This window comes from Actinacidiphila epipremni, assembly GCF_012034175.1.
GTDB classification, from domain to species: Bacteria; Actinomycetota; Actinomycetes; order Streptomycetales; family Streptomycetaceae; genus Actinacidiphila; species Actinacidiphila epipremni.
The window spans coordinates 40,122-53,868 of sequence record NZ_JAATEJ010000032.1; the positions used below are offsets into that span (position 1 = coordinate 40,122).

At 72.3% G+C, this 13,747-nt stretch carries 12 protein-coding genes; 6 read left to right on the top strand and 6 right to left on the bottom strand.

What is annotated here, in order from left to right; translation table 11 throughout:
• Positions 1–281 precede the first annotated feature (281 nt).
• Positions 282–1,304, bottom strand: a complete 1,023-nt coding sequence (locus HCN08_RS30080) for a helix-turn-helix domain-containing protein (RefSeq protein WP_240970566.1) — start codon at positions 1,302–1,304, stop codon at positions 282–284.
• A 53-nt stretch (positions 1,305–1,357) separates the two neighbouring features.
• Between HCN08_RS30080 and HCN08_RS30085 the strand changes: the two genes are divergently transcribed.
• Both HCN08_RS30085 and coaA read left to right on the top strand, forming a co-directional pair.
• Positions 1,358–1,753 carry a cupin domain-containing protein gene (locus HCN08_RS30085; RefSeq protein ID WP_167986460.1) on the top strand — a complete coding sequence of 132 codons (396 nt, stop codon included), beginning with the start codon at positions 1,358–1,360 and terminating at the stop codon, positions 1,751–1,753.
• Between the two features lie 326 nt (positions 1,754–2,079).
• Positions 2,080–3,141 (top strand): type I pantothenate kinase, encoded by a 1,062-nt coding sequence (gene coaA / locus HCN08_RS30090; RefSeq protein ID WP_167986461.1) that lies wholly within the window; start codon positions 2,080–2,082, stop codon positions 3,139–3,141.
• A 132-nt stretch (positions 3,142–3,273) separates the two neighbouring features.
• Here coaA and glmM read toward each other — a convergent pair whose 3' ends face one another.
• From glmM to HCN08_RS30110, 4 genes are all read right to left on the bottom strand, one after another.
• Entirely contained in the window at positions 3,274–4,632 is a 1,359-nt protein-coding gene (gene glmM / locus HCN08_RS30095) for a phosphoglucosamine mutase (protein WP_167986462.1), read from the bottom strand.
• Positions 4,633–4,883: 251 nt separating this feature from the next.
• Positions 4,884–5,399 (bottom strand): 30S ribosomal protein S9, encoded by a 516-nt coding sequence (gene rpsI, locus HCN08_RS30100; RefSeq protein WP_167986463.1) that lies wholly within the window; start codon positions 5,397–5,399, stop codon positions 4,884–4,886.
• Between the two features lie 40 nt (positions 5,400–5,439).
• A complete protein-coding gene (gene rplM / locus HCN08_RS30105; protein ID WP_167986464.1) occupies positions 5,440–5,883 on the bottom strand; it encodes a 50S ribosomal protein L13 in 444 nt (147 codons plus the stop codon).
• Between the two features lie 282 nt (positions 5,884–6,165).
• Positions 6,166–7,788, bottom strand: coding sequence for an ABC-F family ATP-binding cassette domain-containing protein (locus HCN08_RS30110; protein ID WP_167986465.1), 1,623 nt, complete (start codon positions 7,786–7,788; stop codon positions 6,166–6,168).
• Between the two features lie 193 nt (positions 7,789–7,981).
• Here HCN08_RS30110 and HCN08_RS36305 point away from each other — a divergent pair, with 193 nt between their 5' ends.
• A complete protein-coding gene (locus tag HCN08_RS36305; RefSeq protein ID WP_167986466.1) occupies positions 7,982–9,589 on the top strand; it encodes a hypothetical protein in 1,608 nt (535 codons plus the stop codon).
• Between the two features lie 9 nt (positions 9,590–9,598).
• On the opposite strand, the gene truA is transcribed toward HCN08_RS36305, so the two are convergent.
• On the bottom strand, positions 9,599–10,456 hold the full coding sequence (truA, locus tag HCN08_RS30120) for a tRNA pseudouridine(38-40) synthase TruA (RefSeq protein ID WP_167986467.1): 858 nt from the start codon (positions 10,454–10,456) through the stop codon (positions 9,599–9,601).
• Between the two features lie 75 nt (positions 10,457–10,531).
• Between truA and HCN08_RS30125 the strand changes: the two genes are divergently transcribed.
• Genes HCN08_RS30125 through HCN08_RS30135 form a run of 3 tightly spaced genes read left to right on the top strand, consistent with a single transcriptional unit; the run spans position 10,532 to position 13,732 of the window.
• Positions 10,532–11,686, top strand: a complete 1,155-nt coding sequence (locus HCN08_RS30125; RefSeq protein ID WP_167986468.1) for a DUF262 domain-containing protein — start codon at positions 10,532–10,534, stop codon at positions 11,684–11,686.
• Positions 11,683–12,783, top strand: coding sequence for an AAA family ATPase (locus HCN08_RS30130; protein ID WP_167986469.1), 1,101 nt, complete (start codon positions 11,683–11,685; stop codon positions 12,781–12,783). Before HCN08_RS30125 ends, HCN08_RS30130 begins: the two co-directional genes overlap by 4 nt.
• Positions 12,764–13,732 (top strand): hypothetical protein, encoded by a 969-nt coding sequence (locus tag HCN08_RS30135; protein WP_167986470.1) that lies wholly within the window; start codon positions 12,764–12,766, stop codon positions 13,730–13,732. Before HCN08_RS30130 ends, HCN08_RS30135 begins: the two co-directional genes overlap by 20 nt.
• Positions 13,733–13,747 lie beyond the last annotated feature (15 nt).

A 13,747-nucleotide genomic window follows, 5' to 3' on the forward strand; every position in this document is an offset into this window, starting at 1 on the left:
GCCGGCAACAACACCGACGGGCCCCAGCCCACGGCGGCCGGCGGCGGCATCGACACTGGCCACCACCAACCGCGGCACCCACAGGCACCCGCCCACCGACAACAACCCCAGCACAAGGCCGACACCCCGCGACCGAGAAAGTCAACCCTCGACGGAGACAGCCAGCCAGCCACCAAGACAGTCGACCCGCTACCGATGCAGACAACCGGCCACCGGGACAGTCAGCCGACCACCGGAACGGTCAACCCACCCCCGGAACGGTCACCCCACCACCAGGACAGTCACCCCACCCCCGGGCCGAAGCGGCGGCGGTAGGCGGAGGGGGTGATGCCGGTGGCGCGGCGCATCAGCGTGCGGAGGTTTGCTGCTGTGCCCAGGCCGCTGTGGCGGGCGACGACCTCGAAGCGGGGTTCGCCGCGCTCGATGAGACGGCAGGCCAGGGACAGGCGTTCCGCCGTCAGCCAGGCCAGGGGGGTCGTGCCCAGTTGCGCTTGGAAGCGGCGGTGCAGAGTAGCCGGGCTGACCGAGGCGCGTGCGGCGAGGTCGGCGACGGTCAGCGGGGAGCCCAGCCGCTCCTGGGCCCAGGCCAGGACCGGGGCCAGGGACTCGTCCGGCACCTCGGGCATCGGGCGCTCGACGAACTGCCGCTGCCCTCCGTCACGGTGCGCGGCGAAGACCAGCCGCCGGCTCACCGCGTTGGCGATCTCCGCCCCGAAATCCCGCCGGACGACATGCAGCCCCAGGTCGAGCGCGGCGGCGCTCCCCGCCGCCGTGAGGATGTCGCCGTCGTCCACGAACAGCACGTCCTCCTCCAGCCGCACCGCCGGGAAACGGGCCCGGAACGTATCCGCCCACTGCCAGTGCGCGGTGGCCCGGCGCCCGTCGAGCACCCCGGCCTCGGCCAGCGTGAAGGCCCCGCTGCAGAAGCCGACCAGCCGCGCCCCCCGCGCATGCGCCCGGCGCACCGCGTCCAGCACCTCGGCACGGCGCGGCACCTCCACGTCCGGCCGGTTCGGCACGATCACGGTGTCCGCCTCCTCGGCGGCCTCCAGCCCGGCGACCCCGGTCAGCGTGAAGAACCCGTCCCGCATCAGGGTGCGCGGCTCCGGCGAGCAGAGCGCGAAATCGTACAGATCCCGCCCCACCTCCGGCCGCCGCAGCCCGAACACCTCCGTCGCGCAGCCCAGCTCGAAGGGGTTCGAGTTCTCGTCCACGATCACCACCACCCGGTGCACCGCACCACCACCGCCGCCACCACCGGCACCGGCACCGGCGCCACCACCCTGCGAGGATTCTTTCGCCATATGCGATTCCTAGCACTCACCCCGCCCCCACCGCACGTCCCAGGATGATCCGCATGAGCAGCGAACCCATCCCCCTCACCAAGGCCCTGGCCTCCTTCGACGCCTTGTGGAGCCCGCGCATCGTCACCCGCGTCAACGACTACGACGTCCGGGTCGCCAAGGTCGAGGGCGAGCACGTCTGGCACGTCCACGACGACACCGACGAGTTCTTCCTGGTCCTCGACGGCGAACTCCACATCCACCTCCGCGAGCCCGCCGGCGAGCGTACGGTCGTCCTCCCCCGGGGCGCGGTCTTCACCGTCCCCCGCGGCACCGAGCACAAGCCGTACGCCCCCTCCCCCACCGCGATCCTGCTCTTCGAGCCCACCGGCACCCCCACGGTCGGCGACCGCCACGACCCCGTCCCCGCCCACGTCGACGCCACGACGGGCCATCCCCTCACCGCCTGAAACGAGGCCACCCAGCAACGGAAAGCCGCCGCCGGACGTACGGCAGGGGGCGCTCACCCACCCACCCCCACCCCCGCCAACGGAGAGCCGCCCGGCGGACGGACGGAAGGGCGCGATCCCCCCACCGGCGGAGAGCCGCCCGACGACGGGCGGGAGGGGGTGATCCGGGGGGTGCCCCCGCAGGACTGCGCACGACAAGAGGTCACCGAATGCGGACGCAGGTCAATGTGCGCAGTCCGAGGAGGTACCCCCCGGAGCGCCCCCGACCACCCCACCCCCCGAACGGACCGCGCCCCGCGAAAAGCCCAGCGCAGCGCCCTGCGAGGATGGGCAGCGTGACCACCTCCGTGAGCTCAGCATCCGCCGGCACCCCGGCCGGCCCGGCGACCCCGGCCAGCCCCTTCGTCGAGCTGACCAGAGCCCAGTGGAGCGCCCTGCGCGACCGCACCCCGCTGCCGCTCACCGCCGCGGAAGTCGACAAGCTGCGCGGCCTCGGCGACGTCACCGACCTCGCCGAGGTCATCGACGTCTACCTCCCGCTCTCCCGCCTGCTCAACCTCTACGTCGCCGCCCACAGCGGCCTCCGCGGCGCCCTCAACACCTTCCTCGCCGGCACCTCCGAGGGAAACCGCGCCCCCCACCCCGGCACCCCCTTCGTGATAGGCGTCGCCGGCAGCGTCGCGGTCGGCAAGTCCACCACCGCCCGCCTCCTCCAGGCCCTGCTCGCCCTCCCCCAGGCCCCGCAGCCCGGCCCGCACGGCCAGCCCGGCCAGCACGGCCACGGCCCCCGCAACGTCGCCCTCGTCACCACCGACGGCTTCCTCCACCCGAACGCCGAGCTGGAGCGCCGCGGCCTGATGTCCCGCAAGGGCTTCCCGGAGTCCTACGACCGCCGCGCCCTCACCCGCTTCGTCGCGGACGTGAAGTCCGGCCGCCCCGAGGTCACCGCCCCCGTCTACTCGCACCTGTCGTACGACATCGTCCCCGGCGAGAAGCTCACCGTGCGCCGCCCGGACATCCTCATCATCGAGGGCCTGAACGTCCTGCAGCCCGCGCTCCCCGGCCAGGACGGCCGCAGCCGGATCGGCCTCGCGGACTACTTCGACTTCAGCGTGTACGTCGACGCCCGCACCGAGGACATCGAGCAGTGGTATCTCGGCCGGTTCCGCAAGCTGCGCGAGACCGCGTTCCAGGACCCGGACTCGTACTTCACGAAGTACACCCGGGTGGCGGAGGACGAGGCGATGGACTACGCGCGGATGATCTGGCGCACGATCAACCGCCCGAACCTCGTGGAGAACGTCCTGCCCACCCGTGGCCGCGCGACCCTGGTCCTGCGCAAGGACCAGGACCACAAGGTGCAGCGCCTGTCGCTGCGCAAGCTCTGAGGCGGGGACGAAAGGCGCACCTTCCACCCAACAGAAGGCACCCCCACCCCCGCAACCGCAACCGCAACCGCAACCGCAACCGCAACCGCAACCGCAACCGCAACCGCAACCGCAACCGCAACCGGCGGAAAACTAACCCAGCGCCGACTTCACCGCGTCCGCGAGCCGCCCGGCGACCGTCCGGGCGTGGTCGATGTCGGCCGCCTCCACCATGACCCGCACCAGCGGCTCCGTCCCCGAGGGCCGCAGCAGCACCCGCCCGGTGTCGCCGAGCTCCAGCTCCGCCTCGGCCACCGCCGCGCTGAGCTCGGCGGACGTGTGCACCCGGCTCTTGTCGACGTCCGGCACATTCACCAGCACCTGCGGCAGCCGCCGCATCACCCCGGCCAGCTCCGCCAGCGACCGCCCGGTCGCGACGACCCGCGCGGCCAGCAGCAGGCCGGTCAGCGTGCCGTCCCCGGTCGTCGCGTGGTCCAGCACGATGACGTGCCCGGACTGCTCGCCCCCGAGGGCGTACCCGTGCTCCTTCATGGCCTCCAGCACGTACCGGTCCCCCACCCCCGTCTGCACGACGGTGATGCCCTCGCCCTGCATGGCCAGCGTGAAGCCCAGGTTCGACATCACCGTGCCGACGACCGTGTCCCCGCGCAGCTCACCGCGCTCGCGCAGCGCCAGCGCCAGGATGGACAGGATCTGGTCGCCGTCGACCTCGTTGCCCTCCGCGTCGACGGCCAGGCACCGGTCGGCGTCCCCGTCGTGCGCGATGCCGAAGTGCGCCCCGTGCTCGACGACCGCGGCTTTCAGCGGCTCCAGGTGGGTGGAGCCGCAGCCGTCGTTGATGTTGAGGCCGTCCGGGCGGGCGTGGATCGTCACGACGTCCGCGCCGGCCCGCGAGAACGCCTCGGGCGAGACCCGGGAGGCCGCGCCGTTCGCCTCGTCCAGGACGATCTTCAGACCGTCGAGCCGGTTGGGCAGCACCCCGACGAGATGGGCCACGTACTGGTCAAAGCCCTCGTCGTAGTCCCGGACCCGGCCGACGCCGGAGCCGGTCGGGCGCACCCAGGGCGCGCCGGTGCGGTGCTCGTCGTAGAGCGTCTCGATGCGCTCTTCGAGCTCGTCGTCGAGTTTGTGGCCGCCGCGCGCGAGGAACTTGACGCCGTTGTCGGGCATCGCGTTGTGGCTCGCGGAGAGCATGACGCCGAGGTCGGCGCCCAGCGCGCCGGTGAGATACGCCACCGCCGGGGTGGGCAGCACACCGACCCGCAGGACGTCCACGCCCGCGCTGGCGAGGCCGGCGACGACCGCGGCCTCCAGGAACTCGCCCGACGCGCGCGGATCGCGCCCGACGACCGCCACCGGGCGGTGTCCGGCGAAGCTGCCCGCCTCGGCGAGTACGTGTGCGGCGGCGACCGACAGGCCGAGCGCCATTTCCGCGGTGAGGTCCGCGTTGGCGATGCCTCGCACGCCGTCGGTCCCGAAGAGTCGTCCCACAGTCAAGTCCTCCGATGTGATCCGGCGGCGCTGCCGTCTCAGCGATGTGCCCGGCGCGGATGGCGCGCTATGTACGTGACGCCCGACGCCCTACGTTTGGTTGTAACAGTCTTACAACCCGATATATACGAGTGCGACGCGTCATGCGAACGCCCCGGAGGCAATGGTGTGCCTCCGGGGCGTTGCTGGACGGCTGTGGCGTGCCGAAAAGCGACAGAAAGGCGAGACGGCAGCCCGCGCCGGCCGGCGCTTTAGCGCTTGCTGAACTGCGGCGCCTTGCGGGCCTTCTTCAGACCGGCCTTCTTCCGCTCGACCGCGCGGTCGTCACGGGTCAGGAAGCCGGCCTTCTTCAGCGGACCGCGGTTGTTGTCGACGTCCGCCTCGTTGAGCGCGCGCGCCACACCGAGCCGCAGCGCACCGGCCTGGCCGGAGATGCCGCCGCCGCTGATGCGGGCGATCACGTCGTAGCGGTTGTCGAGCTCGAGCACCTTGAAGGGCTCGTTCACTTCCTGCTGGTGCACCTTGTTCGGGAAGTAGCCCTCAAGGGTGCGACCGTTGATCTTCCACTTGCCCGAGCCCGGGACGATCCGGACCCGCGCGATGGAGCGCTTGCGGCGGCCGGTACCGGCGGCCGGCTGCGGGTCGCCGAAGCGGGACGCGAGGGACTCGGAGGTGTACTCCCCCTCGACCGCGTCGGACTCGAAGGTGGTGATCTCCTCGTAGGACTCTTCGCCCTCGAGAACGTTCTCGGCAGTGGTCTCAGCCACGACTCTCCTCGGATTCTTTCTGGCTAGCTGGTGGCCGGAACTACTGCGCGACCTGGGTGATCTCGAACGGCACGGGCTGCTGGGCGCTGTGCGGGTGCTGGTCGCCCGAGTAGACCTTGAGCTTCGAGAGCATCTGACGGCCCAGGGAGTTCTTGGGGAGCATGCCCTTCACGGCCTTCTCGACGGCCTTCTCCGGGCTCTTGGCCAGCAGCTCGTCGTAGCGCACCGACCGCAGACCACCCGGGTAGCCGGAGTGGCGGTAGGCCATCTTCTGGGTGCGCTTGTTACCCGAGAGGTGCACCTTGTCGGCGTTGATGACGATGACGAAGTCGCCGGTGTCGACGTGGGGCGCGTAAATGGGCTTGTGCTTGCCCCGCAGGAGGGTGGCTGCCTGGGTCGCCAGGCGGCCCAGGACGACGTCCTGCGCGTCGATGACGTGCCACTGGCGCTGAATGTCGCCGGGCTTGGGGCTGTACGTACGCACGGTCGTAGCCTTCGCTTCTTCTCAGTAGTGGTTTCCCCGGACCGCCCGCGGGGAGCGACCGGAGAAGGGGTCCTGACAAGGCCACCCGGACGATCACGACAGCCGTGGCGGCACATGGGCGACGCAACCCTGTACCTGCCGCTGGTCATCGGCCCGGTGGACCGGCGTAAGGGCCCCTCACGTGAGATAGAGCAAGCCAATACGCATAAATTTCGAACCCTCACAATAGCTGGGGCACCCACCAGGGTCAAAACGCGCCCCCGTCCCCCGTACGGCGGCAGCTCAGCGCTCCCGCACCACCCGCGGCTCGTCCCACACCGGCCCCGGCGTCTCGCGGACCGTGCCGTCCGCCGAGAAGAGCAGGAAGCGGTCGAAGCTGCGGGCGAACCAGCGGTCGTGCGTCACGGCGAGCACCGTGCCGTCGTACGCCTCCAGGCCCTCCTGCAGCGCCTCCGCCGACTCCAGGTCCAGGTTGTCGGTCGGCTCGTCCAGCAGCAGCGCGGTCGTGCCGGCCAGCTCCATGAGCAGGATCTGGAAGCGGGCCTGCTGCCCGCCGGAGAGCTTGTCGAAGGGCTGGTCGCCCTGCCGCTCCAGCTCGTAGCGGCGCAGCACCGACATCGCCCGGCCGCGGTCGCGGGCGTGCTCGCTCCACAGGATGTCCACCAGGGTGCGGCCCAGCAGCTCGGGATGCGCGTGCGTCTGCGCGAAGTGGCCGGGCACGACCCGGGCGCCCAGCCGGAAGCCGCCGGTGTGCGCGACGCCGGTGTCGCCCGCGAGCAGCCGCAGGAAGTGCGACTTGCCCGAGCCGTTGGAGCCCAGCACGGCGACCCGCTCGCCGTAGAAGACCTCCAGGTCGAAGGGTTTCATCAGGCCGGTCAGGCCCAGCTTCTCGCAGGTCACCGCCCGTACGCCGGTACGGCCGCCCTTGAGCCGCATGCTGATCTCCTGCTCGCGCGGCGGCTCCTGCGGGGCGCCGGCGTCCTCGAAGCGCTTCAGCCGGGTCTGGGCGGCGTGGTAGCGCGAGGCCATGTCGGGGCTGTTCGCCGCCTGCTGCCGCAGCCGCTGCACCAGCGCCTTGAGCTTGGCGTGCTCCTCGTCCCAGCGGCGGCGCAGCTCCTCGAAGCGGGCGAAGCGCTCGCGGCGGGCGGCGTGGAAGGTGCCGAAGCCGCCGCCGTGCACCCACGCGGTGGCCCCGGTGGGGCCGGTCTCGACGCTGACGATCTTCTCCGCGGTACGGGACAGCAGCTCGCGGTCGTGGCTGACGAACAGCACGGTCTTGCGGGTCGCCGCGATCTGCTCCTCCAGCCAGCGCTTGCCGGGGACGTCCAGGTAGTTGTCCGGCTCGTCCAGCAGCAGCACCTCGTCGGGGCCGCGCAGCAGCGCCTCCAGCACCAGCCGCTTCTGCTCACCGCCGGACAGCGTCCTGACCTCGCGCCACTGCGCCCGCTCGTAGGGCACGCCCAGCGCGGCCGTCGTGCACATGTCCCACAGCGTCTCCGCCTCGTACCCGCGCGCCTCGGCCCAGTCGCCGAGCGCCTGCGCGTACGCCATCTGCGCCGGCTCGTCGTCCTGCGCCATGATCGCCAGCTCCGCCGCGTCCACGGCCTGCGCCGCGGCCCGGATCCGCGGGTGCGCGACCGAGACCAGCAGATCCCTTACGGTCGAGTCGTCGCGCACGCTGCCGACGAACTGGCGCATCACGCCGAGGCCGCCGCTGACGGTCACCGCGCCGCCGTGCGGGGTGAGCTCGCCGGCGATGAGCCGCAGCAGCGTCGTCTTGCCGGCGCCGTTCGCGCCGACGAGCGCGACGGCCGCGCCGTCCCCGACGCGGAACGAGACGTCGCCGAGCAGCGCCCGCCCGTCCGGCAGGTAGAACTCCAGGTGCGCTGCCTCCACATGTCCCATGCCCCGGATTCTCCCGCCCCGCCGGACGGGGCCCAACCTCTTTTCGCTCCCGGGGGGCCGGCGGGGGCCGGCGTGGGCCTGGCCGCGGCCTGGCAGGGGCCTTGCGGGAGCCGGCGTGGGCCCGGCCGGACCTTGCGGGAGCCCTACGGGACCCCGGTAGGCCGGGGGACGGGGCGGCAATATGATGCGCGACATGACTGATGGCCCCGGGCAGCAGCCGCAGGAACCGCAGGAACCGCGCACCGGCCCCGCCGGCGGGGAGCGCGAGGTGCTGGAGGGGCGCGTCATCCCCTCCCGCCGGCACGAGGCGGACCCGCGGCAGCAGTTCCGCCAGGCGACCCCGCCGCCCCAGGCCCCCGAGCCCGGCCCGGCGTGGTCCCCCCAGGCCGACGCAGCCGCCCAGCCCGCGCCCCCGGCCACGCCGGCCCCGCAGCCGGCCGAGCCCTGGTCCGCGCCCCCGCAGCAGCCCGCCCTGGCCCCCTCGCCCCAGGCGACCGCGCCCCAGCTCCCCCAGCAGGCCGGCTACGCCTCCCCGCCGGCCCAGCCGGAGGCCCAGGCGCCCCAGACCCCGCAACCGGGTGCGTACGGCTACCCGCAGGCCGCCCCGCCGGAGTCCCAGGGCCAGCCCCAGGCCCCGCAGCAGCCGGGCTACGGCTACCCGCAGGGCCAGGCACCGGGCCCGCAGCCCGAGGCCCAGGCGCCGCAGCCGGGTGCGTACGGCTACCCGCAGCCGCAGGGCCAGGTGCCGCCGCAGGCCGGGTACGGCTACCCCCAGGCGCAGGCCCCGCAGCAGGGCGGTTACGGCTACCCGCAGGCGCAGCCGCAAGCCCCGGCGCCGCAGGCCCAGGCGCCGGCACCCGTACCGCAGCAGCAGGCCCCCGCGCAGGGGACCCCCCACGTACCCTTCGCCAGCGGTGCGACGCCGCCGCGCCCCGCGCCCCGCGCCCGGCAGGCGGAGCCGGCCACCTCCACCACGAGCGGCACCAGCGGCAGCGGCAACAACAGCGACGCGTCCACCCCCGACTGGAACGCCCTCGCCGAGCAGCAGGAGTCCGGCGCCCGCCGCAAGCGGGTCCTCATGCTCACCGGCGGGATCGTGGCCGTCGCCGTGATCGCCGGCGGTGTCGCCACCGCGGTCGTGATGTCCGGTAAGGACGATGGCAAGTCCGTCGCCTCACCCTCCTCCTCGGCGACCGGCACGGCGAGCCAGCAGCCCCTCCCGCCGGCCCCGTCCTTCTCCTCCGTGGCCCCGCCGCCCCCGGCGAACCCGCTGGACTACCTCAACTCCCCCGCGAAGGACAAGGCACCGCTCACGCCGGACAGCCTCTTCCCCGGCAAGCAGTTCGTGTGGGAGGGCCGCACGTACACCAAGACGGTCTCGGACGTCACCACCTCCTGCGCGAAGAACGCCCGCCAGGCGCTGGCGACCGCCCTCACCACCAGCGGCTGCCAGAAGCTGGTCCGGGCGACCTACACGGACGGCGCGCTCGCCGTCACCGTCGGCGTCGCCGTCTTCCCGGACGACGCGCACTCCAAGAAGGTCCAGAAGGTCTCGCAGTACCTGGCCCCCCTCAACGGCGGCGGCATCGCGAGCTTCTGCCGCGCGGTGCGCTGCCAGATGACGTCCAACGCGGTGGGCCGCTACGCGTACTTCGCGATCGCCGGCTACAAGAACGGCACGACGCTCGCGGCGACCGACACCGAGGGCAAGCAAGCGGCGGACGACGCCTCCGACTTCGCCTTCAGCCGCATCGTCCAACGCGGCAAGGACGCCGCGGCGGCGGACCCGGCCCGCCAGTAACGCGCAGCCTCAGACGCACCCGGCCGGCAGGGTGCGCAGGTTGCGGGCCTCAAGGTTGCGCGCGGCGAGCAGGTGGTCCGGCGGGTAGCCGACCTCCTCCAGGGTGAGGCCGTGGGGCCGCACGACGTTGACGGCGGAGTGCCGGACCCGCCCGGCAAGGACCTCCGCCGGGAAGCCCACCGGCTTGTGCCCGTCGCCGACCAGGATCATCGCCCCGACCAGCGCCCGCACCATGTTGTGGCAGAAGGCGTCCGCCCGCACCGTGGCGACGGCCACCCCGTCGTCCCGCCGCTCCCACCGCACGTCCAGCAGCGTACGGATCGTCGTCGCCCCCTCCCGCTTCTTGCAGTACGCGGCGAAGTCATGCTCCCCGAGCAGCAGCCGCCCGGCCTCGTTCATCGCCTCGACGTCGACGGGCCGGTCGTGCCACAGCACATGCCCGCGCAGCAGCGGGTCCACCCCGCCGGGGTGGTCACCGACCCGGTAGGCGTACCGCCGCCACACCGCCGAGAAGCGCGCGTTGAAGCCCGCCGGCGCCTCGCCCACCCCGAAGACCCGCACGTCCCACGGCAGCCGCCCGGCCAGCCGCCGCCGCAGCTTGTCCCGCTCGGCCTCCCACACCTCCCCCGGCAGATCCACATGCGCCACCTGCCCCCGCGCATGCACCCCCGCGTCCGTCCGCCCCGCGACCGTCAACTCCACCGGCCCCCCCAGCCGCAACACCGTCGCGATCGCGTCCTCCACCTCCCCCTGCACAGTCCGCCGCGCCCGCTGCCTGGCCCACCCGGAAAACCCGGCCCCGTCATACGCCAGATCCAACCGCACCCGCACAAAACCGTCCTGGGGCTGATCACCATGCTCGCTCACAGGGTGCAGCTTCTCAGAGCGGGGCCGTCGCCAGGACACAGGCCCGGCCGCGCAGGGCGCCGATAGGATCCCCGCATGTCGACGGAGCAGGAACAGCAGCCTCCCCAGGTGGTCGAGGACGTCTTCGACGGCCAGGTCACGGGCGTCGAGGTCGAGCAGGACGAGGACACCCAGAGCGAGATCCCGATCACCAAGCCGTGGGATCCGTCGCAGATCCGGGTGACCACCGGCCAGTTCTCGCTGCGGAACATCCTCGACCAGATCGACGAGGGGTCGATCGAGCTGGCCCCGGACTTCCAGCGCGGCAAGGTCTGGAAGGACGGGCAGAAGTCCCGGCTCGTGGAGTCCCTGCTCTTGCAGATCCCCCTCCCGGCCTTCTACTTCGCCGAGGACAACAGCGGCGGCTTCCGCGTCGTGGACGGCCTGCAACGTCTGTCGACGCTGCACGACTACGTCCGGGGCGACCGCTTCCTCCTCAAGGAGCTGGAGTACCTCACGAGCGAGAACGGCAAGCGGTTCGGCGACCTGCCGGTCCAGTGGCAACGGCGCATCAACAACGCCCAGTTGACGGTCAACGTCATCGACCCGACCACGCCCTCCGGGGTGATGTACGACATCTTCAAGCGGATCAACACCGGCGGCACCCCGCTCAACGCCCAGGAGATCCGGCACTGCATGAGCAAGAACCGCAGCCGCCGGATCCTCAAGGAGATGACGTCGATGCCGGAGTTCGACCAGGCGACCCATCTGAGCGGCCACATCAGGATGAACGACCGCGAGGTGGCGCTGCGCTTCGCCGCCTTCTGGCTGCGCGGTGTCGAGGGATACGACGAGCAGCCGGCCATGGACGCCTTCCTGGAGACCACCACCGAGTGGTTGGACGACGACAGGCGCGTTCCGGACATCGACGTGCAGCGGATGTACGACGCGTTCCGCAGCGCCATGAGCAACGCGCGACTGGTCTTCGGCGAGCACGCCTTCCGCAAATGGCCGCTGGGAACGGCCTACCGCAGCCCCGTCAACCGTGCCCTGGTCGAGACCTGGGCGATCGCCCTCGCCACCAAGGACCCGGAGGACCTGAAGCGGCGCAAGCACGCGATCGTCAGCGCGGCGAGACGACGCATGACCAGCGACTACCGCTACCTCGAAGCCATCACCTCCTCGACCGGCGACCGCCGGCGGGTGGCCTACCGGTTCGACGCGGCCCGTGAGGACGCGGACGCCTCATGAGCCTGACCGGCCTCCATGTCGAACGGCTGAAGTGCTTCACCGAGGCCGACCTTCCGCTGCGGCCGATGACCGTACTGACCGGGTTCAACGGAGCGGGCAAGAGCACGGTGGTCCAGGCGCTGCTCCTCGCCCGCCAGGCGGCGCAGGCCCCGGCGGCCACCACCGTACGGCTCAACGGGCCGTACGGGCTCGCGCTCGGTGAGGCGCAGGAGCTGCTGCACCCCGGCGCCGAGGTCCCCGAGATCGGGATCTCGCTGCGGTCCGGCGACGCCGACTGGGCGTACCACTTCGGTGTGCCGGACGAGCGGGCGCTGCATCTGGACGTGCTGGCCGCCCCGGGCGAACCGCCGCCCGGGCTGAGCCGCGGCGGCTTCGGCTTCACGTACCTGGGGGCCGAGCGGCTGGGCCCCCGTGACGTCCTTGCGGTCTCCGGTGAGCCGCCCGAGGACCTCGGGGTCGGCGTGCGGGGCGAGCACACCGCCCAGGTGCTGGCCCTCCGCGAACTCCGCGTCACCCGCAAGGCCCTCAACGTACGCGAGCAGCTGCTGTTCCCGGACTCGTCGGTGAGCCTGCTGCGGACCCAGACCGAGGAGTGGGCCTCGCACATCATCCGGCCACTGCGGCTGGAGGCACTGTGGACACCGGGCATGGCGGCCAGCGCGCTGCGCGTCCAGGGGCCCACCGGCGATGTCATCCGCCCCGCGAACACCGGGTTCGGTGTCTCGTACGCGCTCCCCGTCGTCGTGGCCGGGCTCATGACGTCGCCCGGGGACGTGCTGATCGTGGAGAACCCGGAGGCGCATCTCCATCCGGCCGGCCAGTCGCGGATCGGCGCGTTCCTCGCGCGGGTCGCCGGCAGCGGCGTCCAGGTCGTCGTCGAGACCCACAGCGACCATGTGCTCAACGGAATCCGCCTCGCGTCGGCCGCCGACGGACTTCTGCCGCCCTCGGACGTGGTGATCCACTTCTTCGGCTACGACGGCATCGTCCCCATCGAGCTGGGCGAACACGGCGATCTCTCCCGGTGGCCGGACGGATTCTTCGACCAGATCGAGGACGACCTGGGGAGGCTCGCCCGTGCCCGGCGCCGCAGGTGAGCCGTACCGGCTGGTCGTCGAGCACGGGAGCTTCGACTTCCGGGGCCACTCCGGTGCCGCCCTGACCGACCTCCTCGACGAGTTCAGCGACGCGCTGGACGACCTCCAGGACGTCCAGCCGGTCGCCGCGTGGAGGTCCTGGTCGGAGCTGCCGTGCCGGGAGAACGAGCTGCTCTGCGACTTTCTGTACCAGCGGGCCTCGGGGCGGGAGACCGCCTCGCCGGACGCCAAGCGCCGGATGATCCAGCTCATGGACCGGTGCCGCCTGTGGGACGACGACGAGGCGGAGCGGACGCCGGACGGCGTACGTGTGGCCGGTGCGGCGCACGAGTGGCCCTCCGCCGCGGGGCATGCGCTGCGCCGGACGCTCCAGGGCACCACCACGGCCTGCCTGCTCTTCCCGGCGGCGGCGACGGCGTCCGGCTGGCAGCCGGTGGAGTCGGACGACGGGACGGCGGCCGTCTTCTTCGTCAGGGCCGCCGGTGAGATCCCCGGCTTCTGGCGGGCGGTCTTCGACCTGGAGGATGTCGACGAGGCCGGCTTCGGCGACCTTGCCCGCGCGGCCTTTCCCGGGCTCGTGCTCGCGGACTCGCTCTCCTTCGGGAAGTTCCAGGGTCACTACCGGGACGTGCGCTCCTGGGTGGTGCGCGTGCTGTCGGTGACGAACGACCACTTCGCCGAGGCGGTCACCGCCGGCAACGGCATCCCGAGGCAGGTGCAGGCGGCGCTCGGCGGGCACGGCGTCACGTTGTCGCCGGAGAGCCCGAAGACCCATGCGAACGACGCGGCGATGCGGGAGCGGGACGTCGAGCACGAAGGGGAGACGTACCGCTGCGAATGGCACGCCAAGCAGCACCCCACCTACAACCGGGTGCATTTCTCGCTGCCCGATCAGCGGCTCGGCGGCCGGATACTGATCGGCATCTTCACCGACCATCTGTCGGTCTGAAACGCAGGCGGACCC

Excerpts from the sequence above, each read along its gene's own strand:
- HCN08_RS30080 (WP_240970566.1), bottom strand. The coding sequence starts at position 1,304 with ATGGCGAAAGAATCCTCGCAGGGTGGTGGCGCCGGTGCCGGTGCCGGT.
- HCN08_RS30085 (WP_167986460.1), top strand. The coding sequence starts at position 1,358 with ATGAGCAGCGAACCCATCCCCCTCACCAAGGCCCTGGCCTCCTTCGAC.
- coaA (WP_167986461.1), top strand. The coding sequence starts at position 2,080 with ATGGGCAGCGTGACCACCTCCGTGAGCTCAGCATCCGCCGGCACCCCG.
- HCN08_RS30110 (WP_167986465.1), bottom strand. The coding sequence starts at position 7,788 with ATGGGACATGTGGAGGCAGCGCACCTGGAGTTCTACCTGCCGGACGGG.
- HCN08_RS36305 (WP_167986466.1), top strand. The coding sequence starts at position 7,982 with ATGACTGATGGCCCCGGGCAGCAGCCGCAGGAACCGCAGGAACCGCGC.
- HCN08_RS30125 (WP_167986468.1), top strand. The coding sequence starts at position 10,532 with ATGTCGACGGAGCAGGAACAGCAGCCTCCCCAGGTGGTCGAGGACGTC.
- HCN08_RS30130 (WP_167986469.1), top strand. The coding sequence starts at position 11,683 with ATGAGCCTGACCGGCCTCCATGTCGAACGGCTGAAGTGCTTCACCGAG.